This window comes from Pseudobythopirellula maris, from assembly GCF_007859945.1.
GTDB lineage: Bacteria > Planctomycetota > Planctomycetia > Pirellulales > Lacipirellulaceae > Pseudobythopirellula > Pseudobythopirellula maris.
Genome location: NZ_SJPQ01000001.1, coordinates 355736 through 377101, shown reverse-complemented (window position 1 = coordinate 377101; position 21366 = coordinate 355736). Strand labels below are relative to the sequence as shown.

Genomic DNA, 21366 nt, shown 5'->3' with positions numbered 1-21366 from the left:
CGGGCTCTCTGCCCAGCTCAACGCTTTTAGCGACGTACATTTACGCACCAGATTTTAGAGGGAAGTCTTGCGCTAAGGTTGCGCGAGCCCAAGCTACCGTTCCGCCACACTGATCCGATGCGATTTATTCTCATACCAACCATCCTCACGCTCTGGGCCGTCGCGCTCGGGTGGCAGTACCAGGTGATGCTCGCCTACGGTTACGCCGCAGAGGCTGCGGACGCGTACGCGAAAGCGTGGCGCCCCCACAGCGCGATCGCCCTCGACGCGAGCCGGCAAACGCTGCTGTTCTTCGTCCACCCCAAATGCCCCTGCACCCGCGCCTCGGTCGCTGAGTTGCGTAAGGTGCTCGCAGGCAGCGACTCCCCCCCGGCGGTGCGTGTCATTGCGACGATTCCACGCGAGATCTCACCCTCCGACGAGGCTTGGCGCAACACGCCGACACGACGCGATTTGCTCGCGTTGCCTGGCGCCGAAGTGTTTGAAGACGTCGGTGGTGTCGAAGCGAGCCGCTTCGGCGTTTCCACCAGCGGAGCCGTGCTGCTTTTTTCGCCTGAGGGAACGCGTCTTTTCGGCGGCGGGGTAACCCTCTCCCGGGGGCACGAAGGCGACAACATCGGCGCCAAATGGCTCGGCAAGGCGATCGCACACGACGCAAGATATCCGGTGTCGCACACGGCGCCGGTGTTCGGCTGCCGCCTTTGCCTCGCTCCGGAAGCCGAAGAACGTGAGGGAGGTTACAGGCAAACCGCAATGATCGAGCAACCGCCGCGTAAGGTGAACGGGCAGTAATACCGATGAGCGCTGAATTCAAACTCACTGGCGAGCACAACGACACGGCGCGCGAAGCGGTCGAGCGCCGGTTTGCTACGCACTCGCAAGAGATCCATACCCGCACCGACCGCATGTTCGCGGTGCTGCTGCAGTTGCAGTGGATCGCGTCTCTGCTGCTAGCCGGTTGGTACACGCCCTACACCTGGATCGGCGCCAAGAGCGACGTGCACCCGCACGTCGAGTTCGCGGCGATCGTCGGTGGGCTGCTGGCTTGTGTGCCGACGGCGCTGGCGGTGTGGCGCCCCGGGCGGCTGTCGACTCGCATCGTGATCGGTTGTGCTCAGGTGCTGTTCTCCAGCTTGCTGATCCATCTGTTGGGGGGCCGGATCGAGGCGCACTTCCATATCTTCGGCTCGCTGGCTTTCTTGGCGGCGTACCGTGACTGGCGTGTGCTGCTGCCGCCGGTCTTGATTGTCGCCGCCGACCACTACATACGTGGCGTGCTGTGGCCGCAGTCGATCTTCGGCACGATGATCCCCGGCGAGTACCGCTGGCTCGAGCACGCGGGCTGGGTGTTGTTCGAGGTGGTCGTGCTGTGGATCACGATCTCGCAAAGCGTCCGCGAGATGCGTCAGCTGGCCGAGAACGGCGTGGAGCTCGAACTGGCGGCCGGCGAGGTGCTGCGCAGCGAGCGCCGGTTCCGCGCCAGTTTCGACCAAGCCGCCGTCGGCATGTGCCACACCGATCCCGATGGCCGCATCCTGCGGGTCAACGACCGCTACTGCGAGATCATCGGCTACGACCCCGAAGAAGCGATCGGGATGCACTTCCAGGACTTCACACACCCCGAAGACCTGGACAGGAACCTCCACAAAATCGACAACCTCCTCGCGCGCAAGATCGACAAGGCCGAGTACGAGAAACGCTACCTCCGCAAGACGGGCGAAGAGGTGTGGGTCAAGCTCACCGTCTCGCTCTGCTTGAACGACGACGGCGAGCCCGACCACGTCATCGCGGTGGCCCAAGACATCCACCAGTCGCGTCTCGCGGCCGAGCGTCTGCGGGCCTCGAACGAGGTGATCCGCAAGCTCTCGCTGGTGGCCGACAAAACACGCAACTCGGTGATCATCGCCAACAGCAACGGCCAGACCGAGTGGGTCAATCGCGCGTTCACCGAGATGACCGAGTACAGCCTCAGGGACATCGTCGGCCGCAAACCGGGCGAGTTGCTTCATGGCCCCGACACCGACCCCGACACCGCCAAGCGGATCTCCGAGCGGCTGAAGCTGCGTCAGACCGTCAGCGAAGAGATCGTCAACTACTCCAAGAGCGGCGAGGCGTACTGGATCTCGCTCGAGATCGACCCCGTGTTCGACGAGAGCGGCGAGTTGACGCACTTTATCGCCACCCAGTCCGACATCACCGAACGCCGACAGCAAGAAGAGGAGATCCTCAAGGCGAGGGATCAGGCGGAGCTCGCCAACCGGACGAAGAGCCAGTTCCTCGCCAACATGAGTCACGAGATCCGCACGCCGCTCAACGCGATCCTGGGCTTCACCGACATCTTGTTGCGTGACGACGACGGCCGCGATGCGGACCGCAGCGACCACCTGCGCACCATCGCCAGCAGCGGCCGGCACCTGCTCACGCTGATCAACGACGTGCTGGATCTCTCGAAGATCGAGGCCGGCCAACTCCAGGTCGAACGCGTGGCGTTCGCGCCGCACCAGGTCGTGGCCGAGGTCGTCTCTGCTCTCCGCGTGCGGGCGCAGGAAAAAGGCATCGACCTCGACTACAGCTGGGAAGGCGGGGCCCCCGACTTCGTCCAGTCCGACCCGCACCGTCTCAAGCAGTTGCTGCTCAACGTGGTTGGCAACGCCATCAAGTTCACCGACCGCGGCGGCGTGAAGATCGTCGCGAAGCTGCACCACGTGGGGCAGGGCGGCGTGCTCAAGATCACGGTGCTCGACAGCGGCGTCGGCATCGCGGACGACAAACTCACGCAGATCTTCGATCCCTTTGTGCAGGCCGACAGCAGCGTCACACGCCAGTTCGGCGGGACGGGGCTGGGGCTCGCGATCAGCCGCAACATCACCCGCGCCCTGGGCGGCGACCTGACGGTCGCCAGCCAAGTGGGCGAGGGAAGCGAGTTCACCATCGCCTTGGACGCCGGCGACTTGACCGGTGTCGAGATGACCGACAACCCCGAGGCCCAGTCGCGCGGCGACGTGCTCGTTGGCGAGCGGGCCGACGCCGATCTGGGCAACGTCCGCGTGTTGCTGGTCGACGACGGCGACACCAACCGCAAGCTGATCGCGTTGCTGCTCCGCCGCCGCGGGGCGGAGGTCGTGATGGCCGAGAACGGCGAGATCGCCCTACGGCGTTTCGACGAGAACCCCGCGGACGTCGTGCTGATGGACATGCAGATGCCGGTGATGGACGGCTACACCGCCAGCCGCAAGCTCCGCGAACGCGGCTTCGAGGGCCCGATCATCGCCTTGACCGCCCACGCGATGAAGGGCGACCGCGAACGCTGCCAGGAAGCCGGCTGCTCGGACTACCTTTCGAAGCCGGTCAACAGCGACAAACTGATCGGCATGATCCATTCCTCGCTCATGGACACGGCCGCCCCGGCCGAGGCCACCGAGACCCGCCCCCGCACGACCAAGGTCGAGTGCTCGCTGCCGCTCGACGACCCGGAGATCCGCGAGATCGTTGTCGATTTCGTGAAGGGGTTGCCGGAGAGGCTCGGCGCGATGCAGGTCGCGGCGTCGGGGGGCGAGTACGACCAGCTGCGCGACCAGGCCCACGCCCTCAAGGGCGCCGGCGGCACGGCCGGTTACGAGGCGTTCACCGATACGGCTTCGCGTCTCGAGCAGCTGGCTGCCGAGAAGAAAGCCGAGGGCGTCGATACTTTGATTGCAGAGCTGAATTCGATTACGGAACGGGTGACCGCTTCCATTTGATTTCAGGTGACGCGTTCACCCGAATAGATAAGTACTGATTATGAGCACCATGACACCCTCCGCCGCCGACACCTGCGCGGTCCCGCTGCCCCCCACGCCTACGATCGAAGAGGCGGTGGAGCCGTCCCCGGGAATGCCGGTCTCGGACGCCCAATGCCAGCCCTCGGAAGAGTCGCTGCTCGGATCGCGGTTGATGATCGTCGACGACGAGCCGGTCAACGTGAAGGTGGTCCGGCGGTTGCTCGAGCTGGAGGGCTACGTCAACTTCGTCACGACCAACCAGGCCGAGAACGCGGAGAAGATGGTCGAGCATGAAAAGCCCGATCTCTTGCTGCTCGACCTGATGATGCCCGGCGTGAGCGGTTTGGAGATCCTCGATCGCCTCGGCCGCGCCGACAAGCTGCGCGAGACTCCGGTGATCATCCTCACGGCGGTCAGCGACCGAGAGACACGCAAGCAAGCGCTCGAAGCGGGCGCGGCCGACTTCCTCAACAAACCGATCGACCCGACCGAGCTCGCGCCGCGCATCAAGAACGTGCTGCGGTCGAAGGCTTACCAAGACCGGCTCGCCTCTTACAGCCGCAACCTCGAGGAGGCCGTCGCTTCGCGCACCGCCGAGCTGCAACACGCCCAACGCGAGGTGGCCCATTGCCTGGCCCGCGCCTCCGAGTACCGCGACAACGACACCGGGTTCCACGTGCTGCGCGTGGGCCGCTACGCCCGGTTGATCGGCGAGGCCCTCGGCATGAACCCGCACGACGCCGACCAGCTGGAGCAGGCCGCCCAGCTCCACGATGTCGGCAAGATCGGCATCGGCGACGACGTGCTGCTCAAGCCGGGCAAGCTGACCGAAGAAGAGTTCGCGTTCATGAAGAAGCACTGCAACTTCGGAAAACGCATTCTGCAACAATGCACGATCGAGGAGGAGGGCATGATGCGCGAGCACTCTTCGATCGGCGCCAAGATCCTCAGCGGCGCCACCTCGCCGTTGCTGGCCATGGCCCGCCGCATCGCGCTGACCCACCACGAGTGGTGGGACGGCAGCGGTTACCCGGTGGGCCTGGCGGGCGAAGACATCCCGATGGAGGGCCGCATCACCGCCGTGGCCGACGTGTTCGACGCGCTGAGCAGCCGACGCTGCTACAAGGAGGCGTTCCCGCTCGAGAGGTGTTTCGCCATCCTCCGCGAGGAGAGTGGAACCCATTTCGACCCGCGGGTGATCGACGCCTTCTTCTCGCGTCGCGACGAGATCGTTGCGGTGCAACTCGAGTACGCCGACGAGAACTAGGCACGCTGAGCAGACGCTAGCCACTACTGCCGAACATGCTGGCCCACTAGAATCAGAAAGCGGGCCGCGCCTCGAAAGACGCGACCCGCTTTGTGGTGTGTAGCCAAGTTGTCGAATCTGCTGGATGCAGCGTGCTGAAACAGCGGCACGCCGCGATGTGGTCAAGGTGCGTGAGTTCGTCCGAGTGCCGAGGAGAGACGCCGGCGTTCTTTGATGCGTCTGCCGCGGCATTGGACGCTAGCTGCATCCGGAGCCAGCTGCATAATCCGAAGAGTCCGCCTCGCACGAGCGATTTATAACCGTCAGCGTGGAGGGCTGCAAGGAAATAGAGTCAAAAAAACCGTCAGAAATAGGGCGCCAGCGGAGTGGCCATTCAGCCTGATTCGCCGTCGCACCGATGGGCCCAATACCGTGGCTTCTCGGACGAAGAACCTTCTTCCTCGGCCCGCACTACTTAGCTTCTATCCCCAGGATCATACTCCCGATGCAAATCAATCCCGCCGCCGTTATCGCTTTGGTCGTGCTCTTCATCGCCGCCTTGATCGCCACGAACGGCGTGGCCGTCGTCGAGCCGGGCACGGTGGGGGTGGTCTCGCATTTCGGAGACGTACAAGACGAGTCATTGCAGCCGGGGCTGCATTTCAAAGTGCCCGTCATGACCGACGTCATCCCCGTCAACACGCGGGTCAAGAAAGTCGAAGAGGCCGCCACGGCTAGCAGCAAGGACCTGCAGATCGTCACCTCGAAGATTGCGCTCAACTACCGCATCGACTCCGGGCAGGCGGGCAAGATCTTCAAGGAGTTGGGGCTCGACTACCCGATCACCATCGTGCAGCCCGCCTTGCAGGAATCAATCAAGGCCACCAGCGCCAAGTACACCGCCGAGGAGCTGATCACCAAACGGGCCGAGGTGGCTCAGGAGATGGAAGAAGATCTCATCGCGCGGTTGAGTTCCAAAAGCATCATCCCGACCGACCTGTCGATCATCGACTTCAACTTCTCGAAGGAGTTCAACGACGCGATCGAGCAGAAGCAGGTGGCCCAGCAGGCGGCCCTGCGGGCTTCGAACGAATTGGAGCGGATTCGTATCGAGGCCAAGCAGGATCAGACCAAGGCCGAGGGCATCGCCCAGGCCGAGTTGGCCCGGGCGCGGGCCGAGGCCGAGGCGCAGCAGATGCTCCGCGAGACGATCAGCGCCGAACTCTTGCAGCTGCGGGCGATCGAGAAGTGGGACGGCGTGCTGCCGGTCTACACCGGCGGCGGCGAATCGCCCATGCCGTTCCTCTCGATGCCTTCCGCCGGCGCCCCCAGGTGAGACGCGGGCGTTGAGCGTCGCCGGTGACGGCTCAGGCGGCGCCGACCGGGTCACGGAACCGGTAGCCAAGGCCGCGGACGGTCTCGACGAGATGGGCGTGCCCGGCCATCTTCTTACGCAGCGCCCGCACGTGGACGTCGATCGTGCGCTCGAGCACGAGGGCGTCGCCCCCCAGGGCGGCGTCGATCAGCTCCGAGCGGCTGAACACACGGCCCGGCTGGCGGATCAGAGCCTCGAGCAGGCCGAACTCGCTCGGCGTGAGATCGAGCACCGAGTCGCCGGCGGTGACCCGGTGCCGCTCACGGTCGAGCATGATGCCCTGGCTGACGAGCGTGTCGCCGTCGTCGCGGGCGCCACGCTTGCGACGCAGCAAGGCCCGCACGCGCTCCAGCAAGACCTTCACGCTGAACGGCTTGGTGACGTAGTCGTCCGCTCCTACGGAGAACCCGGCCACCTGGTCGGTCTCTTCGGCCTTGGCGGTGAGCATCAGCACCAGGCTGCCGCGCGTGACCGGGTCGGCTCGCAGCCGGCGGCAGATTTCTAGGCCGTCAATCACCGGCAGCATCAGGTCGAGCAGCACGAGGTCGGGCCCGTGGAGCTTGGCCTGCGTGAGGCCGTCTTGGCCGTCCGAGGCGACTGAAGTTTCGTAACCGTCCTGGGTGAGGTTGTAATCCAGCACGTCCGCCAGCGAGCGGTCGTCTTCAATAATCAGGATTCTATGCGTGGCCATCGGATTCTTGCCGTCGGACTTAGCCGGGCGAGAGTTTCGCTCCGGCGTTTGGAGGTCAACCATGGTGTTCTTGCCCCCGACGTTGGTGCCGGGTGATCTCGCCGTCGACGAGGTAGATCACGTCTTCGGCGATGTTGGTGGCGTGGTCGGCGATGCGTTCGATGTTCCGAGACGCCGAGAATAAATGCAGCACCGGCTGAGCCAGCTCGGGTTCGTCTTGGATGACCGAGTAAACGGCCTCGATGACGGTGCGGTTGTAGGCGTCCACTTCGTCGTCGCGCAGGCAGACCTGGCGGGCCGCGTTGGGGTCGAGCTCGACGAACGCGTCGAGCGCGTCGCGCACCATCTCGATCGCGCTCTCCGACATCGCCTCAACACAGTCGGGCAGTTCGAGCGAGGGGGCCGCCGAGAGCGACTCGGTCCGCTCGCTGATGTTCACGGCAAGATCGCCGATCCGCTCCAGGTCGGTGTTGACTTTCATCACCGTGGCCACGCGACGCAGGTCGACCGCCACGGGTTGGTGCAGGGCGAGGATCTTGAGGCACTCCTCCTCGATCTCGACCTCGCGTTCGTTGATCGTCGGCTCGCGGCTGAGCAACTCGTCGTACACGCCGAACCGGCGCTCCACCATGCCGCGGCAGGCGATGCGAATCATTTCCTCAACGAGGGCGGATTGCTCGAGGATGTCGTGCTTGAGCGACTCGAGGTCGCGTTCTAGATGAATACTCATCGTGAGGTCCGTGGTGCCACTGAGGAAAATCCGGCGCCGATAGGCGGCGGCGTAAACGGCTAAGGTTAGCCGAAACGCCCCGTGATGTAGTCCTCGGTCTGCTTCTTTTCGGGGGTGGTGAACAGGTCGTTCGTCGCCCCCGCTTCGATCAGCTCGCCCTGGAAGAAGAAAGCGGTCTGATCCGACACCCGCGCCGCCTGCTGCATGTTGTGCGTGACGATGACGATCGTGTAGCGGTCCTTGAGCTCGAAGATCAGGTCCTCGATACGCGAAGTCGACGCCGGGTCGAGCGCCGAGGCGGGCTCGTCCATCAGCAGCACGTCCGGGCTCGTGGCCAACGCGCGGGCGATGCAGAGCCGCTGCTGCTGCCCGCCCGACAGGGCGAACGCCGAGTCGTTCAGCCGGTCTTTCACTTCGTCCCACAAGGCGGCCTGCTGCAGGCAGCGCTCGGCGATCTCTTTGAGCTTGGCCCGGTCTTTGAGGCCCGCCACCTTGGGCCCGTAGGTCACGTTCTCGAGGATCGTCTTCGGGAACGGGTTCGACTTCTGGAACACCATGCCCACCCGCTTGCGGAGCTCGACGACATCAACCTTGGGGCCGTGCAGGTTGTGGCCCCCCAGCTCGATGTGGCCGTCGACCCGCGTCCCCTCGATCATGTCGTTCATGCGGTTCAGGCACCTCAGGAAGGTGCTCTTGCCGCAGCCCGAGGGGCCGATGAACGCCGTGACACAGCGTTCGGGCACCGACAGGTTGATGTCGAACAGCGCCTGGTGATCGCCGTAGAAGAAGTCGAGGTTGCTGACCGTGATCTTGGACCGCGCGTCCTTCAGCTCTTGGGCCGTGCGTACCGATCGGTTCTGATCGAGCTTGGGAGCACGGACCAAGGAATCGGTCGCTTTCGCGTCTGGAGGCATGGCGGCAGTGTGGTGTTGGGCCGAGGCGGTCATCATGGATAGTTCCCGTGGTTCAGCCGGTGGGGGGCCGGTCTCGGTTGGTTGCGTTGCTTCTGAGGGCGGTCACCATTTCACCCGTTTGCCGTAGCGTGAACGGACGAAAACCGCCCCGGCATTCAGCAGGATCAGCACGGCGAGCAGCACGATGATCGCCGCCGAGGCGAGGCCGTGGAACTCGGCTTGCGGCCGCGACGCCCAGTTGTAGATCTGCAAAGGCAGCGCGGTGAACTCGTCGCTGAGGGTGCGCGGCACGTACGCGATGTAAGCCACCGCGCCCACGGCCAAGAGCGGCGCCGCCTCGCCAAGCGCCCGGGCCATCGCGAGGATGACTCCGGTCATCATGCCGGGCAACGCCGCCGGCAGCACTTGGTGCCAGGTCGTTTGCCAACGGGTCGCGCCCAATGCGTAAGAGCCCAGCCGAATCGACTTCGGCACGGCCCGCAACGCTTCCTGGGCAGAGAGGATAACGATAGGCAACACCACCAGAGTGAGAGTGAGCGCGCCGGCGAGCACGCTACGCTGCAAAGACATCGCACGCACGAACAGACCCAGCCCCAAGATGCCGTAGACGATCGAGGGCACGCCCGCCAGGTTGGCGATGTTCAGTTGTACGAGCCGACGCCACCGCGATGGCTTGGAGTACTCTTCAAGGTACAGCGCCGATCCGATGCCGATCGGCACGGAGATCAGCACCGTCAGCGAGATCAGCCAAACGCTGCCGACGAGCGCCGAGAGGATGCCGGCGTTCTCGGGGGTCCGTGAGGGGAAGCTGCTCAGCAGTTTCCAGCTGACCCAGGGCAAGCCGTTGATGATCACCATGGCGAGCAGCCCCACCAGGGCAAGCAGGCAAGTGGTCATCGCCAGGAAACAGAGAACGCCGAAGGCGTCGGACGCCAGATAGCGGCGACGGGTGTCGATGCCCGGCTCGTTCTCTCCGTCCGGAGGGACCACGCCCATGGGGGCGCCTTGAGTCAGGTGTGCGATAGGTTTCTTTTCGCTCATTCGTATTCCTCCCGCATGCGGTCGAGGATCCACTGAGCGAGGATGTTGAGCAGCATCGTGCTGACGAACAGCGTGAGGCCGACGGCGAAGATCGTGCGGTATTCGAGCGAGCCGGCCGGCGTGTCGCCGGCGCTCACCTGCACGATGTAGGCGGTCATGGTCTGCACGCTCTCGAGCGGGTTGAGGGTCAACTGCGCCGTGGCTCCGGCGGCCAGGGTGACCGCCATCGTCTCGCCCACCGCACGCGAAATGGCTAGCAGGAACGACGCCATGATGCCCGACAAAGCGGCGGGAGTGACCACGCCGAGCGTCACTTGCAACTTGGTCGCGCCCAGGGCGTAGGCCGCCAGGCGCAGGTCGCGAGGCACAGCCCGCAGCACGTCTTCGCTCAGCGAAACGATCATCGGCAAGACCATGAACCCCACCACCACACTCGCGCTGAGGGCGTTGAAGATGCTGTCCGATTGAAACAGCCAGCGGATCACCGGCGAGACCGTCGTTACGGCCATCACGCCGTAAACCACCGAAGGGATGCCGGCGAGCACCTCGAGGATCGGTTTAACGGTCTCGCGGACCACCGGGTTGGCGTACTCGCTGAGGTAGATCGCCGTGCCCAGTCCGATCGGGCCCGCGATCAGGATCGCGCCGGCCGTGACCAGGAACGACCCGCACAGCAGCGGCAAAATGCCGAAGTGCTTCTCGCTGAAGAGCGGCGTCCAGCGTGTCCCGAACATGAACTCGAAAATCGAGACCTCGCGGAAGAACTGCAGCGACTCGGCCAGCAGCACGACGACAATGCCGATCGTGGTGAACACCGAAACCGCGGCGCACGCCAGCAGGAAGGCGTGGATCGCCCGCTCGTAGCCGTGGCGATTCGAGGCCGAGGTGAGCCAGTCGTCGTCGGCCAGCGCGGCGGTGTCGGCGTTGGGCAGGGAGGAATTGGTCAAGTCGATCTCGTTAAGGCGTTGGCCAAGGTCACGGAACTCCGGCTGTTCACTCGCCGGAAGTAGCGCCGTTGAAGCTCTCGAGGTTCTGGGCGACGATGTCCTCCGAGACCGGCACGTAGCCAACCACGGTCGCCATGTCGGCGGCGTTGTCGAGGTAGTACTGCACGAACTTCTTGCCCTCGGGGCGAGCGAGGGTCGAGTTCCGCACGTAAACGAAGAGCGGACGCGAGAGCGGTTTGTAGGTGTTTGCCATCACGGTTTCGATCGTCGGCTTCACGCAGTTCCCGTCGCCGTCGTCCACGGACAGCAGCTTGAGCTTCTCTTTGTTCTCGATGTAGTAGGCGAAGCCAAAGTAGCCCAGGGCGTACTTGTCTTCGGAAATGCCGGTCACCAACACGTTGTCGTCTTCGCTGGCCGTGTAGTCGGGGCGGCTCGACTTGGACTCGCCGACGATCACTTCGGTGAAGTAATCGAACGTGCCCGAATCCGTGCCGGGACCGTAGAGTTTGATCTCCTCGTCCGGCCACGCCGGGTCGAGCTCGTTCCACTTGTTCACCGGCGAGTCGGGGCGCCAGATCGAGGCGAGCTGCTCGACCGTGAGGCAGTCGCACCAGTCGTTCTCAGGGTTGGTGATCACGGCCAAGCCGTCGAACGCCACGGTGAGCTCGATGAACCCCACGCTCGCCTGCGCGCAGGCGTCGGCTTCCGACTGCTTCATGCCTCGCGAGGCGTCGCAAATGTCGATCTCTCCGGCGATGAATTTCTTCATGCCGCCGCCCGTGCCCGAGAAGCCAACCGTGACGCGAGCCCCCGGGTTCTCGTTGCTGTATTTCTCAGCCACCGCTTCACTGATCGGGTACACCGTGCTCGAACCATCAATCTTGATCCCCTGCGGGGGCGCTCCGCAGCCGGCCAGAGCGATCGTCAGCGGCGCCAGCAGCGTGGCGACAAACGGGGCGGAGGGGCGACGGAAGAGATTCGTCAGCATCGTAGGGAAGGTCCTTCCTTGTCCGCAGCAACGTCCAGCGTAAGGACGCGACCTTGGGGGTGGGCTAAGAGTTCGAAGGTCAGGGGGGAGGTTCTGAGCCGCGAAGTCTAAGGCGCCTATGTGAAGGAACTGTGAAGACGGCGTGAAGGACGAGGGGCTATTGGCCCGAAAACGACCAAAATGGCTGTTTTTACCGGTTCACCGGATTGCCGCAGGCGATAAAAACCACCTCGTGACTCGGCTATCCCGCCGCAAGCCTTACGCCGTCGGCAGAGTCACTGTGAAGGTCGATCCCTCACCGGGCGGGGAGCTCACCGCCACCGTTCCGCCGAAAGATTGGACCAAGTGCTTCACGATCGACAGCCCCAGCCCGGTGCCCCCGAGCTCACGCGATCGGGCCTTATCGACTCGGTAGAAGCGTTCGAACACGCGGGCCTGGGCCGCCTCGGGGATGCCTGGGCCGGTGTCGGTCACGTTGATCTGGGTCATCTTGGGGTTCACCGTGGAAGCGCCCCACAGCACGCGCACCTCGCCCCCCTCGGGCGTGTATTTGATCGCGTTGTCCACCAAGTTCTCTAGGATCAGCCGCATCCCCTCGGTGTCAGCCTTCACACGCAACTGCGGGTGATCGGGCAAGGCCGTGAGGGTGATTTGTTTCTGCTCGGCCTTGGGACGCAAGTCTTCGATGCAGGCCGCCACCGCTTGGTCGATCGCCACGGGCTCGATCTCGAACGGCTGCTGCGCCGATTCGATCCGCGCCAGCCGCAGCATGTCTTGGATCAGCAGGTCGAGCCGGTCGGCCTGTTCCTCGATGCGGCCGAGGAACTTGGTGCTGGTCTCCGGGTCGTTGACGGCGCCGCCGAGTAGCGTTTCGGCGTAAGCCTTGATCGAGCTGAGCGGCGTCTTGAGTTCGTGGGAAACGTTGGCCACGAAGTCGCGTCTGAGCGATTCGAGCCTGCGTAGATCGGTCGTGTCGTGCAGCACGATCACCGCGCCGTCGCTCGCCGAGCCGACCAACGGGGTGACCTGCACCGACAGGGCGCGGCCCTCCCAGTCGATCTCGAGCCGCTGCGGCTGGCGTGTATCGAGCCCCACGGCCACGGCCTGATGCAGCGGGTGGCTGCGGACCATCTCCAGCAGCGGCCGTCCCTCGGCTTCGAGGGGGTGGAAGCCGAACTGCCGCCCGGCGGCGTTGTTCACCAGCAGCAGGTGCTGCTGGTTGTCGATCGCGAGGACCCCCTCGATCATGCCGCCGAGCACGGTCGCTTGGCGGCGGTCGCTCTCGCGCAGTTCGGTCACGAGGGCGTCGACCCCGGCGCCCATTTGGGTGAGCGACGCGGCGAGCGAGCCGATCTCGTCGTTGTGGGGCGTGAACACACGCTGCTTGAACCGCCCGGCCTCCATCTCCTTGACCGCGGCGTCAAGCTTGCGGATCGACCTCAGGATCGGGCGAGCGACGCCGTAGGCGATGCACATCAGCACCAGCCCAGCCAGCACAACGCAGGCGAAGATCTGCACCCCGCTGGGCTGAGACCGCTTGGAGCCGGGCCGGTCAGCGCCGAGACCGCCGGAGGCCTCGGCCCCTGCTGCTGTCGCAGCTTCGGACGACGCCACGGCAGAGAGTTCGCTGATGTCGAGCGTCACGAAGTGCCAGAACACCGCCGCAGCGAGAAACACGCAAGCGAGCGCGAAAAAGAGGTTCCAATACAATCGGCTAGCGAGCATGCCCCTATCATCCTCGCCATCGCCCGCTTGTCGAGACGGCAAAACTCAACGCGAGCCTGTTGCGAGCGGAGCCAACAGCTTCGGCGCCGATGCGGGGTCTCGTTTCAAGGGCTCGCTGTAGCCCACTGGCTTGAGTTCGACCGGCCGAAGGATATCGGTTGGCGGCAGAGCACGGGCGCCATCGCTCAGCGGCGCGGGCCAATTGGCCGGTGGGGCGGGCACCAAGGTCGGGACGTCTACCGGTGACGGCAGCGGTGTGGGCCTGCTGGCGCGGATCTGATCGAAGGGCGCCTGCGCGACTTTCTCAGGGCGGTCAGCAATGTAACTCAGCTTGCGCGGCCGGGCGCGTCGCGACTCGAGGTCCGCCGCGTCGTGGTACGCTTTGCTGGGCCAGGGGCCCTCGGCGAGCGCCACGCCATCGTACTCCAGCAAGGTCCCCTTCACGAAGTGAACGTTCTTGACCGCCAGGGCGTGCTCCACCGTGCTGCGGAAGAACCGCGACTCGGCCTCGGCCACCTTGCGCTGCGCTTCGAGCAGCAGGTCGAGGGGCGCCTTGTCCGACTCGAAGGCCGCCGAAACGGCGTCGAGCTGCTCGCGGCTCGCGATCAGGCGGTTGTAGCTGGTTTGCGACACCAGGTAAGCACGATCGACCTCGGCCACGGCGCCGGCGACCTCGTGGACCACTTCGGACTGCTGGTCGCACAGAATCGCCCGCTCGCGGGCCAGGTGGAGTTCGGCGTTGCGCACGCCGGCGTGGGCCTGGCGGAAGCCGATCGGCACGCTGAGCTCGACGCCGACCTGCCACTCCTGGAAATCGCCGGTCGTGAGGTCCTCGAGCGAGTTGTCGAACCGGCCGTTGTTGCCCCCCGAGTGAGCGAAGTCATCGCCGAATCCGCGGAAGCGGTAGCGGCCGACCGCGTCGAGACGCGGCAGCAGGTGGTTCTTGCTGGCGACGTACTCCAGCTCCCGGCGGCGGATCCGCCACCGCTGGCGGCGCAACTCGGCCCGACGCTCGACCGCCTCGCTGGCCACGTGTTCCCAGTCGAACACGACCTGCGAAACAACCGGTTCGGTCGAGGGCCGTAGCAATTGTCCGTCGCTCGTGGGCAGTCCCATCAGCCGCCGCAGCTGCCGCTCGGCCGCGTACACGCCGCCGGTGGCTCGGAACGTGCCGCCTTGGCTGCCGTTGCCGGTGCGGGTGCCATCGACGAGCTTGCCGCTCAGTGCGTTCTGGACTTCTTCCTGGAAGCGGTAGTACTGCTCGCGAGCCTGGGCTTCTTTCTCCGCCTCGCCGCCGCGGCGACCCGCTTGGTAGAGAGCTTGCACCCGCCGCCATGTCTCCAGCGACGCGTCGCGGGCCGCGATCTTGGCGTCGAGGTCGCGGTAGGCGAAGTAGAGATCCCAGTAGGCGTTCTCGAGGTTGCTCACCAGGTTGCGGACGGCGATCTCGAACTCCGCCAATTGCACGTCGGTGTTCGCCCGCGCGATCAGCACGCCGTTGTAAACGCCTGGCGTCGTCGATGGGCCGGCGATGCGGTTGTACTGCACGCCGCCGCCTTGCAGGAACGGGTGGCGCACCTCGCCTTCGACTTTGGTGGTCCAGGCGCTCTGGAAGAAGTTGCCCGGCGCGTTGTTCGAGTCGAACTCGATCAGGTTGCGGAGCGTCATCTCCGTGCCGGTCACGCCGCGTTTGCGCAGTTGCATCTGCGTGACGCTCGTGTCCTGCAGCAGGATGCGGGTGCCGCCGCCGAAGAACTGGTTGTTGATCGCCCGGTCGTTCTTCTCGTTGAACACGCTGGTGGTGAACTCGGCGTCGAACGCGCTGAGGGCCGCTTCGATGCCGGTGGCCGGATCGGTTTCGCGGATCGACGGGTCCCAGCGCGTGCGCGTGGCGTCCGGGGCGCGGAGCACCGTTCCGCCCAGATCGTGCAACACGGCCGAGTGCTGCAGCCCGATGCGCACCGCGTCCTCGAGCACCAACTCGCGATAGTCGGCGGGGGTCGGGTCGCTGAGCATGTGAGGAGCGGCCGAGACAAGCGGGTCGTTGCACGCCTCGAGCGTGCAAAGGCTCACCGCCGGGTACTCGATCTCGCTGGCGGCCTGCGTGTAGCAGTCCTGGTCCACGACCGACGAGCAAGCCTTGAACTTGCTCGACGCGCCCGAGCGGCAGCCCGCGGCTGGGGCGACAACGACCGCCACGGCGAGCAAGGCCCGCAGCGTGTTTGCCTTCGGTCGACTATTCCGCAGGAATTTCACCGGACGACGGTCCCCGTGGGTTGTGCTAGCAGCTGCCCTGGGTGATGGCGTCGCCCATCCCTTGGCGGATGCAGCGCACCGTTTCTTGTTGTAGCCATCGGCGCCGGCAGGCGATCGAACCAGTAAAAGCGGTGTAATCGGCCGGATCGCTACGGCTCGCCGAGTCGGCAAAGAATCCGCCGGCTCGGCGCGCCCGGGGAGGGGGGGATTTGCGAGGCGTTGATAAACTGGCGTGTATGGCCCCCACCTCTTCCAACGCCGACACCGCCGCTAGCGAGCAGTCCGATCGGCCATGCGATCGCGACGGCGAGGCGGTCTGGAGCGTGCTCGGCGAAACGCTTGAAGAGCTGGCGTTGCTGGCTGCGGGGGCGGGCGGGGCCGAAGCCTTCTACGAACAATTGCTCCGGGCGAGCAGCGATCGTCTCGCCGCGGCTGGCGGGGCGGTGTGGCTTGTCGAGGAACCGGGCCGTCTGCGGCCGCTGCTGGCGCTGGGCGTTGGCGCCGAGGATGAACAACGCGAACTCCGCGAGGCGGACCTCTCGCGGGCGGTGGTGCATCGCGAGGCGACTTATGTGGGCTCGTCGTGCGTGATCGCGCGCGTGCCGTCTGGTGGGGGATCCGCGGCGGGCGGCACGGCGGCGCTCATCGAGTTGCTGTTTGCCCCCGACACGCCCGCCGAGCGACTCGATTGCGCTGCGGAGTTCTTGGCCGAGGCGGCGGCGATCGCCGCTGCTCGCCATAAAGCGACCGGCGTGGGATCTTCGCAGCACGATCTCGCCGCGTTGCTCCGTTTTGCGAGCGACACGGGCCGCGACACGCGACTGACGCCCACGGCGATGCGAATCGTCGAGGGCAGCCGGCGCCTCGGCCATTGCGACCGGGTGAGCCTGGTGCGCACCGCCGGCGCCGGGCGGCTGACGCGTTGCGAGTTGCTGGCCGTGAGCGGCGCCTCGCGCGTCGAACGGCGTGGCCAAGCCGCTCGACGGCTCGAAAGGTTGGCGCGTCTCTGCCGGCACGACGGCGAGCCGCTGTGGCTCGACCAAGATCACACCGAGCGGGGCGGCGCGGAAGCCGAGATCGCCACGGACCTGCTCCACGAACACGCCGACGGCTCGCACGCCCGGCAGGTGCTCGCCGTGCCGATCCGCCTGGCGCCGGAGCCTGGCGAGGAACTTGCTCCCGTTCTCGGCGTGCTGATTGGCGAGCGATTCGACGGCGAGCCGCTCGACAAGCCCATGTTGCTCGAGTCGGCCGCCGTGTGCGCTCCGGCGCTTAGCGCGGCGATCGAATACGATTCGCTGCCGCTTTTAGGATTCTCCAAGGCGTTGCGTGCTTTAAAACGTCCCGGCGGGTGGCTGCGGGTTCTGCTGGCGGCGGTCGTCACGGCCGCGTTGGCGGCGGCGCTCTTGTTGATTCAAGCCGACGACGTCGTGGTTGCTCGCGGCGAGTTGCGGCCCGCGGTGCGGAGCGATTTGTTCGCCCCGGCGAGCGGTCTGGTCGATCGCGTGCAGGTCGCGCACGGCGACCGGGTCGCCGAGGGGCAGCCGCTCGTCGTGCTCCGTGATCCGCAGAACGATCTTCAGCTGAGCCGGCTCACGGGCGAATTGCTCACGGCCGAGCGGCAGCTCGACGCGATCGCCGCCGCGCGGGCGAGCCTCGATTCGAGGCGGGGCGAGCCGACCGACTCTCTGCGACTCTCGGCCGAGGCCCGCGAGCTCGGCCAACGGCTCGAGAGCTTGCGTGAAGAGCTGGCGTTGTACGAACGCGACCGCCAGGCGCTCACCGTGCGCAGCCCGATCGCCGGGCGCGTGATCAGTTGGCGGATCGAACAGAAGATCGACGCGCGACCGGTCGAGCGGGGCCAGCTGCTCGTCTCCGTCGTCGCCGACGACGCCCCCTGGCGTCTGGAGTTGGCGGCGCCAGACGACCGCATCGGCCGGTTGCTGGCGGCCGAGCGTGAGTCGGCGGAACCGCTGGCGGTTGAATTCCGCTTGTCGACGCTGGGCGACAAAGAGCTCACCGGTCGGGTCGTCGAGATCGCGGCCAGTGCAACCGCGCCTGTAGGCGATGGCGCCCGCCCGTCGGTGCTTGTGACGGTCGAGCCCGACTCGCCGCTGCTCTCCGAGGCCGAGGGGCGCCGCACCCTGCGGCCAGGCGAGACGGTGCTCGCCCGTGTGCATTGCGGCCAGAAACCTCTCGGTCGCGTGTGGTTGGGAGACCTTGTCGACGCCCTCGTGACATGGTGGCGATTCTGATGCGTTCAATCTTTACTAGAACGATGTTGCTCTCGCTCGGGCTGGCACTAACAAGCTCTGGCCTAGCCTGGGGCGGCGAGCCTGTCGTAGTCGAAGGGGTGGTGCTGCGGTTGATCACCGAGGCCGAGGCGCCTTCGCGCGCCAGCGGCGCCCTCGAAGCGGTGCTCGTTCGCGAGGGCGACACGGTCCGCCGCGGCCAGGCATTGGCGCGCATCGACGACGCCGAAGCGCGGCTCGCTCTGCTAGCCGCTGAGGCGCGGCGGGCGATCGCCGAGCAGGCGGCCCGCAACGACGTGCAACTCCGTTTCTCCGCCAAGGCGGGCGAGACCGCCGCCGCCGAACTCGCCCGCTCGCGCGAGTCGATCGAGCGGTTTGCTAAAAGCATCTCGCAGTCGCAGATCGACGTCGAGCGGCTCAAAGTCGAACAGGCCGAGCTCGAGCACGAGCAGGCCGAGGAGAATCACAAAGAGGCGTTGCTGGAGCTCAAACTCCGCGAGCACGAGCTGTCAGTCGCCAAGCTCGAGGTCGAGCGCCGCCAGATCACCGCGCCGTTCGGCGGCGTGGTGGTGGAGTCTTTCGTTCGCCTCGGTGAATGGGTCGAGCCGGGGCAACGCGCCTTCCGGCTGGTCGACACGAGCACGCTCAAAGCCGAGGGGTTCGTCGAAGCATCCCGGGCCACAGCAGTCCATCCCGGCGACGTGGTACGGCTCGAATTGACGGGCGCCGGGCCGCCGACCGTCGTCGAGGGCCGCCTCGCCTTTGTGAGTCCCGAGGTCGATCCGATCAACGCGCAGGTGCGCGTGTGGGCCGAAGTCGACAACCGCCACGGGCGACTGCGGCCCGGCGCGCGTGGCGAGATGACGATCAGCATTGGGGAGTCCCAGGGCCGCGGCGACAGGCAGCCGCGCGACGCCGGCGAACACCGCGAGGCGCCGCGATGAACGCCTCGTTCGCCTCGGCGGCCGATCGACCGCTCCGCCTTACGCCGCGTCGCGATGTGCTCACCACGAGCCCCGGCGCCGTTTCCGGTCGTTGCGTCGTGACCGATCCGGTCACACTCGCCCATTTCGAGCTGAGCGAAGAAGAGCACGCGCTCCTAGTCGGACTCGACAAAGAGGGCGTGACGCTCCGCCAGTTGCGGCGGCTGTTCGAGCGGCGTTTTGCGCCGCGGCGGGTGAGCGAGGCGGAGCTTCAGGCTTATCTGTCTCGGCTCACCGAGGCGGGGCTGGTGGTGTCGGAACTGCCCGGCCAGGCCGACGCCTTGTGGCGTATGGAGGAGAAACGCCGTGCGAACTCGCGCCGCTGGGGCTGGACCCGGTTGCTCGCCATGCGCACGCGCGGCGTCGACCCCGACCGTTTCTTGCAGGGCGTTGCGCCTTGGTTGGGAGGGATCTTCTCATTCGCGGGCCTCGTCACGATCGCTGTGCTGGCGGCAATCGCCGCGTCGATCTTGTTCACGAACTTCGACCGCTTCCTGGCCGACCTGCCGCGTCTCGATTCGCTCTCTCAGCCGGGCGTGTGGCTGCTGTTGCTGGCGACCGTGGCCGCGATGAAAACCTTGCACGAGCTTGGTCACGCCGTCGGTTGCAAACGCGGCGGCGGCGCCGTCCACGAACTCGGCGTCATGCTGCTCGCCTTCACGCCGTGTCTCTACTGCGACGTCTCAGACGCCTGGCGGTTGCCGAGCCGCGCGGGGCGGATGCTCGTCAGCGCCGCGGGGGTGCTGGTCGAGATCGCCCTGGCCTCGATCGCGGTGCTGGTTTGGCGTTACAGCGAGCCGGGACTCGTGCGACTGTTGGCCGTGAACACCATCGTGGTAGGCGCTCTGGGCACGCTGGTCGTGAACGCGAACCCACTGATGCGTTACGACGGTTACTACCTGCTCTCGGACCTCACGCGGACGCCCAATCTTTGGGAACGCTCGCGAAAGGCGAGCGCAGCTGTCGTGGGCCGCTGGTTCTTCCGCCCTCCGACCGGCCCCCCATCGCCCGCCGAGCCGACTTGGATGGCCGCTTACGGGGTTGTTTCTCGTGTTTATCTCACGGTCGTGATGGCGACCATCGTGATGCTGCTGTTCGCCTCGTTAGCGCCGCTGAGGTTGCAGGCGATAGCCTGGGGGCTCGCGATCTTGATGGCGTCGGCCATGATCGCCGGCCCGATACGCCAAGCGGTCGGCTTTGCCGGCAACCCGATCGCGCGGCGGCGGTTGCGCGGCGGGCGGGCGGTGTTGGCGAGCTTGGCGGCGATCGTGATCGCCGCCGCGGCGCTCAACACGCCCCTGCCTCACCGGGTGACCGCCGCGGCCGTGGTGGCGCCCCGCGGGGCGACGGCCGTGGCCGTCACCATGGCGGGTCGCTTGGTGCACGCCGCCGCGCCGGGTGACTGGGTCTCCCAGGGGGACGTTGTCGCGCGGCTCGCCAATCCCGACACCGAGCACGCGATCGCCCGCCTCCGCGGCGAAGTCGCCGAGCAGCGGCTCGTGGTCGAGCACCTCGGTGTCTTGCGCGCCGAAGACCCCCAGTCGGGGACTCGCTTGCCAGCAGCTCGCGCGACGCTTGAGGCCTTGAGCAAACGGCTGACCGACCTCGAGGCCGAATCCGAAAGGCTCACCCTGCGAGCCCCGCGCGACGGCGTCGTCACAGCGCCGCAGAACCTCGCGTCCCCGAGCGAGGCGTCGGGAGCGGAAGCCGACGATCGGGAGCTTTCGACTTGGCGAGGGAGCCCGCTCGACGCGGCGAACCGCGCCCCGCTGGCTGGCGCTTGGCTCGAGGAGGGAACCGTGGTCTGCCAGGTGGGCGAGCCGAGCGACTTGGTCGTCGAGGCGTTTGTCGACGAGTCGCAATCCGACCTCATCCGCCCTGGCCAGCCGGTTCGTTTAGCGATCGGCGCCCTGGGCCCCAAGGTGGTCACGGGCAAGCTCGTCGAGGTTTCGCGGCGCACAGCGCACACCGACCGGGAAAATCCCGCTCAGGGATTGTGGTTCGCTCGCTCTCGCGCCACGCTCAGCGAAGAGGCGATTTGCTTGGCGCTCATCGAGTTCGACGAGCCGCCGGCCGAGTTGCCGATCGGCGCCCTGGGTCGCGTGAAGATCGACGCCGGCGCCACGCCGCTCGGCGAGCGGCTGCTCGACACGCTCAGCCGGCTCTTCTGGTCGGCCTATTAAGAGACCTAGTGAGGTTATTCGGCTTTACGGCGTTCTGCCAACTCGTTCTGGTAATCAAAGTCCCAGAGAGCCGGTGCAACGAAGGAAAACGGGACGGTAGTACAAGCCCAAAATCAGCTTCGAACGATGAAGCCGAGGCCGATTCGATCACTCCGAAATCCTCGTCGGTCGTTTCGACCTCAGCGTCATCGCGAGCCGCCGCCGAGCCCGAGGATGGTCCAACCGCTGCAGCTCAAGAGTTGCCCGAACTGCATGAGATATCCCCATCAAAGAG

Annotated in this window: 15 protein-coding genes; 7 read left to right on the top strand and 8 right to left on the bottom strand. The window is 66.0% G+C overall.

The window, feature by feature from the left end; all coding sequences use genetic code 11:
* Positions 1-117 precede the first annotated feature (117 nt).
* From Mal64_RS01375 to Mal64_RS01360, 4 genes are all read left to right on the top strand, one after another.
* Complete coding sequence (locus tag Mal64_RS01375; protein ID WP_146395961.1) at positions 118-792, top strand: hypothetical protein; 675 nt, start codon at positions 118-120, stop codon at positions 790-792.
* 5 nt (positions 793-797) lie between these two features.
* On the top strand, positions 798-3740 hold the full coding sequence (locus tag Mal64_RS01370; protein ID WP_146395960.1) for a PAS domain-containing hybrid sensor histidine kinase/response regulator: 2943 nt from the start codon (positions 798-800) through the stop codon (positions 3738-3740).
* Positions 3741-3780: 40 nt separating this feature from the next.
* A complete protein-coding gene (locus Mal64_RS01365; protein WP_231993548.1) occupies positions 3781-5028 on the top strand; it encodes an HD domain-containing phosphohydrolase in 1248 nt (415 codons plus the stop codon).
* 484 nt (positions 5029-5512) lie between these two features.
* A complete protein-coding gene (locus Mal64_RS01360) occupies positions 5513-6343 on the top strand; it encodes a prohibitin family protein (protein WP_197525330.1) in 831 nt (276 codons plus the stop codon).
* A gap of 31 nt (positions 6344-6374) precedes the next feature.
* Here Mal64_RS01360 and Mal64_RS01355 read toward each other — a convergent pair whose 3' ends face one another.
* The 8 genes from Mal64_RS01355 to Mal64_RS01320 form a co-directional block, all read right to left on the bottom strand.
* Positions 6375-7073, bottom strand: coding sequence for a response regulator (locus Mal64_RS01355; RefSeq protein WP_146395955.1), 699 nt, complete (start codon positions 7071-7073; stop codon positions 6375-6377).
* A 55-nt stretch (positions 7074-7128) separates the two neighbouring features.
* Positions 7129-7803, bottom strand: a complete 675-nt coding sequence (gene phoU, locus Mal64_RS01350) for a phosphate signaling complex protein PhoU (RefSeq protein ID WP_146395953.1) — start codon at positions 7801-7803, stop codon at positions 7129-7131.
* Positions 7804-7868: 65 nt separating this feature from the next.
* A complete protein-coding gene (pstB, locus tag Mal64_RS01345; RefSeq protein ID WP_146395951.1) occupies positions 7869-8717 on the bottom strand; it encodes a phosphate ABC transporter ATP-binding protein PstB in 849 nt (282 codons plus the stop codon).
* A 102-nt stretch (positions 8718-8819) separates the two neighbouring features.
* Entirely contained in the window at positions 8820-9758 is a 939-nt protein-coding gene (gene pstA / locus Mal64_RS01340) for a phosphate ABC transporter permease PstA (protein WP_197525329.1), read from the bottom strand.
* Entirely contained in the window at positions 9755-10705 is a 951-nt protein-coding gene (gene pstC / locus Mal64_RS01335) for a phosphate ABC transporter permease subunit PstC (RefSeq protein WP_231993547.1), read from the bottom strand. Before pstC ends, pstA begins: the two co-directional genes overlap by 4 nt.
* 46 nt (positions 10706-10751) lie before the next feature.
* Complete coding sequence (locus tag Mal64_RS01330) at positions 10752-11693, bottom strand: PstS family phosphate ABC transporter substrate-binding protein (RefSeq protein WP_146395949.1); 942 nt, start codon at positions 11691-11693, stop codon at positions 10752-10754.
* 258 nt (positions 11694-11951) lie between these two features.
* Entirely contained in the window at positions 11952-13418 is a 1467-nt protein-coding gene (locus tag Mal64_RS01325) for a HAMP domain-containing sensor histidine kinase (protein WP_146395947.1), read from the bottom strand.
* Between the two features lie 45 nt (positions 13419-13463).
* Complete coding sequence (locus Mal64_RS01320) at positions 13464-15674, bottom strand: TolC family protein (RefSeq protein WP_146395945.1); 2211 nt, start codon at positions 15672-15674, stop codon at positions 13464-13466.
* Between the two features lie 236 nt (positions 15675-15910).
* Here Mal64_RS01320 and Mal64_RS01315 point away from each other — a divergent pair, with 236 nt between their 5' ends.
* Genes Mal64_RS01315 through Mal64_RS01305 form a run of 3 tightly spaced genes read left to right on the top strand, consistent with a single transcriptional unit; the run spans position 15911 to position 21092 of the window.
* Positions 15911-17929 carry an efflux RND transporter periplasmic adaptor subunit gene (locus tag Mal64_RS01315; protein ID WP_146395943.1) on the top strand — a complete coding sequence of 673 codons (2019 nt, stop codon included), beginning with the start codon at positions 15911-15913 and terminating at the stop codon, positions 17927-17929.
* A 23-nt stretch (positions 17930-17952) separates the two neighbouring features.
* Positions 17953-18870 carry an efflux RND transporter periplasmic adaptor subunit gene (locus tag Mal64_RS01310; protein ID WP_197525328.1) on the top strand — a complete coding sequence of 306 codons (918 nt, stop codon included), beginning with the start codon at positions 17953-17955 and terminating at the stop codon, positions 18868-18870.
* Entirely contained in the window at positions 18867-21092 is a 2226-nt protein-coding gene (locus tag Mal64_RS01305; RefSeq protein ID WP_146395938.1) for an HlyD family efflux transporter periplasmic adaptor subunit, read from the top strand. The genes Mal64_RS01310 and Mal64_RS01305 overlap by 4 nt, the downstream gene beginning before the upstream one ends.
* Positions 21093-21366 lie beyond the last annotated feature (274 nt).

What these genes read in the sequence shown, in the direction of transcription:
- Mal64_RS01365 (WP_231993548.1), top strand. Translation starts at nt 3,781, where the DNA reads ATGAGCACCATGACACCCTCCGCCGCCGACACCTGCGCGGTCCCGCTG.
- Mal64_RS01370 (WP_146395960.1), top strand. Translation starts at nt 798, where the DNA reads ATGAGCGCTGAATTCAAACTCACTGGCGAGCACAACGACACGGCGCGC.
- Mal64_RS01315 (WP_146395943.1), top strand. Translation starts at nt 15,911, where the DNA reads ATGGCCCCCACCTCTTCCAACGCCGACACCGCCGCTAGCGAGCAGTCC.
- Mal64_RS01325 (WP_146395947.1), bottom strand. Translation starts at nt 13,418, where the DNA reads ATGCTCGCTAGCCGATTGTATTGGAACCTCTTTTTCGCGCTCGCTTGC.
- Mal64_RS01310 (WP_197525328.1), top strand. Translation starts at nt 17,953, where the DNA reads ATGTTGCTCTCGCTCGGGCTGGCACTAACAAGCTCTGGCCTAGCCTGG.
- pstA (WP_197525329.1), bottom strand. Translation starts at nt 9,758, where the DNA reads ATGAGCGAAAAGAAACCTATCGCACACCTGACTCAAGGCGCCCCCATG.
- pstB (WP_146395951.1), bottom strand. Translation starts at nt 8,717, where the DNA reads ATGCCTCCAGACGCGAAAGCGACCGATTCCTTGGTCCGTGCTCCCAAG.
- Mal64_RS01360 (WP_197525330.1), top strand. Translation starts at nt 5,513, where the DNA reads ATGCAAATCAATCCCGCCGCCGTTATCGCTTTGGTCGTGCTCTTCATC.
- Mal64_RS01330 (WP_146395949.1), bottom strand. Translation starts at nt 11,693, where the DNA reads ATGCTGACGAATCTCTTCCGTCGCCCCTCCGCCCCGTTTGTCGCCACG.
- Mal64_RS01305 (WP_146395938.1), top strand. Translation starts at nt 18,867, where the DNA reads ATGAACGCCTCGTTCGCCTCGGCGGCCGATCGACCGCTCCGCCTTACG.
- Mal64_RS01355 (WP_146395955.1), bottom strand. Translation starts at nt 7,073, where the DNA reads ATGGCCACGCATAGAATCCTGATTATTGAAGACGACCGCTCGCTGGCG.
- phoU (WP_146395953.1), bottom strand. Translation starts at nt 7,803, where the DNA reads ATGAGTATTCATCTAGAACGCGACCTCGAGTCGCTCAAGCACGACATC.
- Mal64_RS01375 (WP_146395961.1), top strand. Translation starts at nt 118, where the DNA reads ATGCGATTTATTCTCATACCAACCATCCTCACGCTCTGGGCCGTCGCG.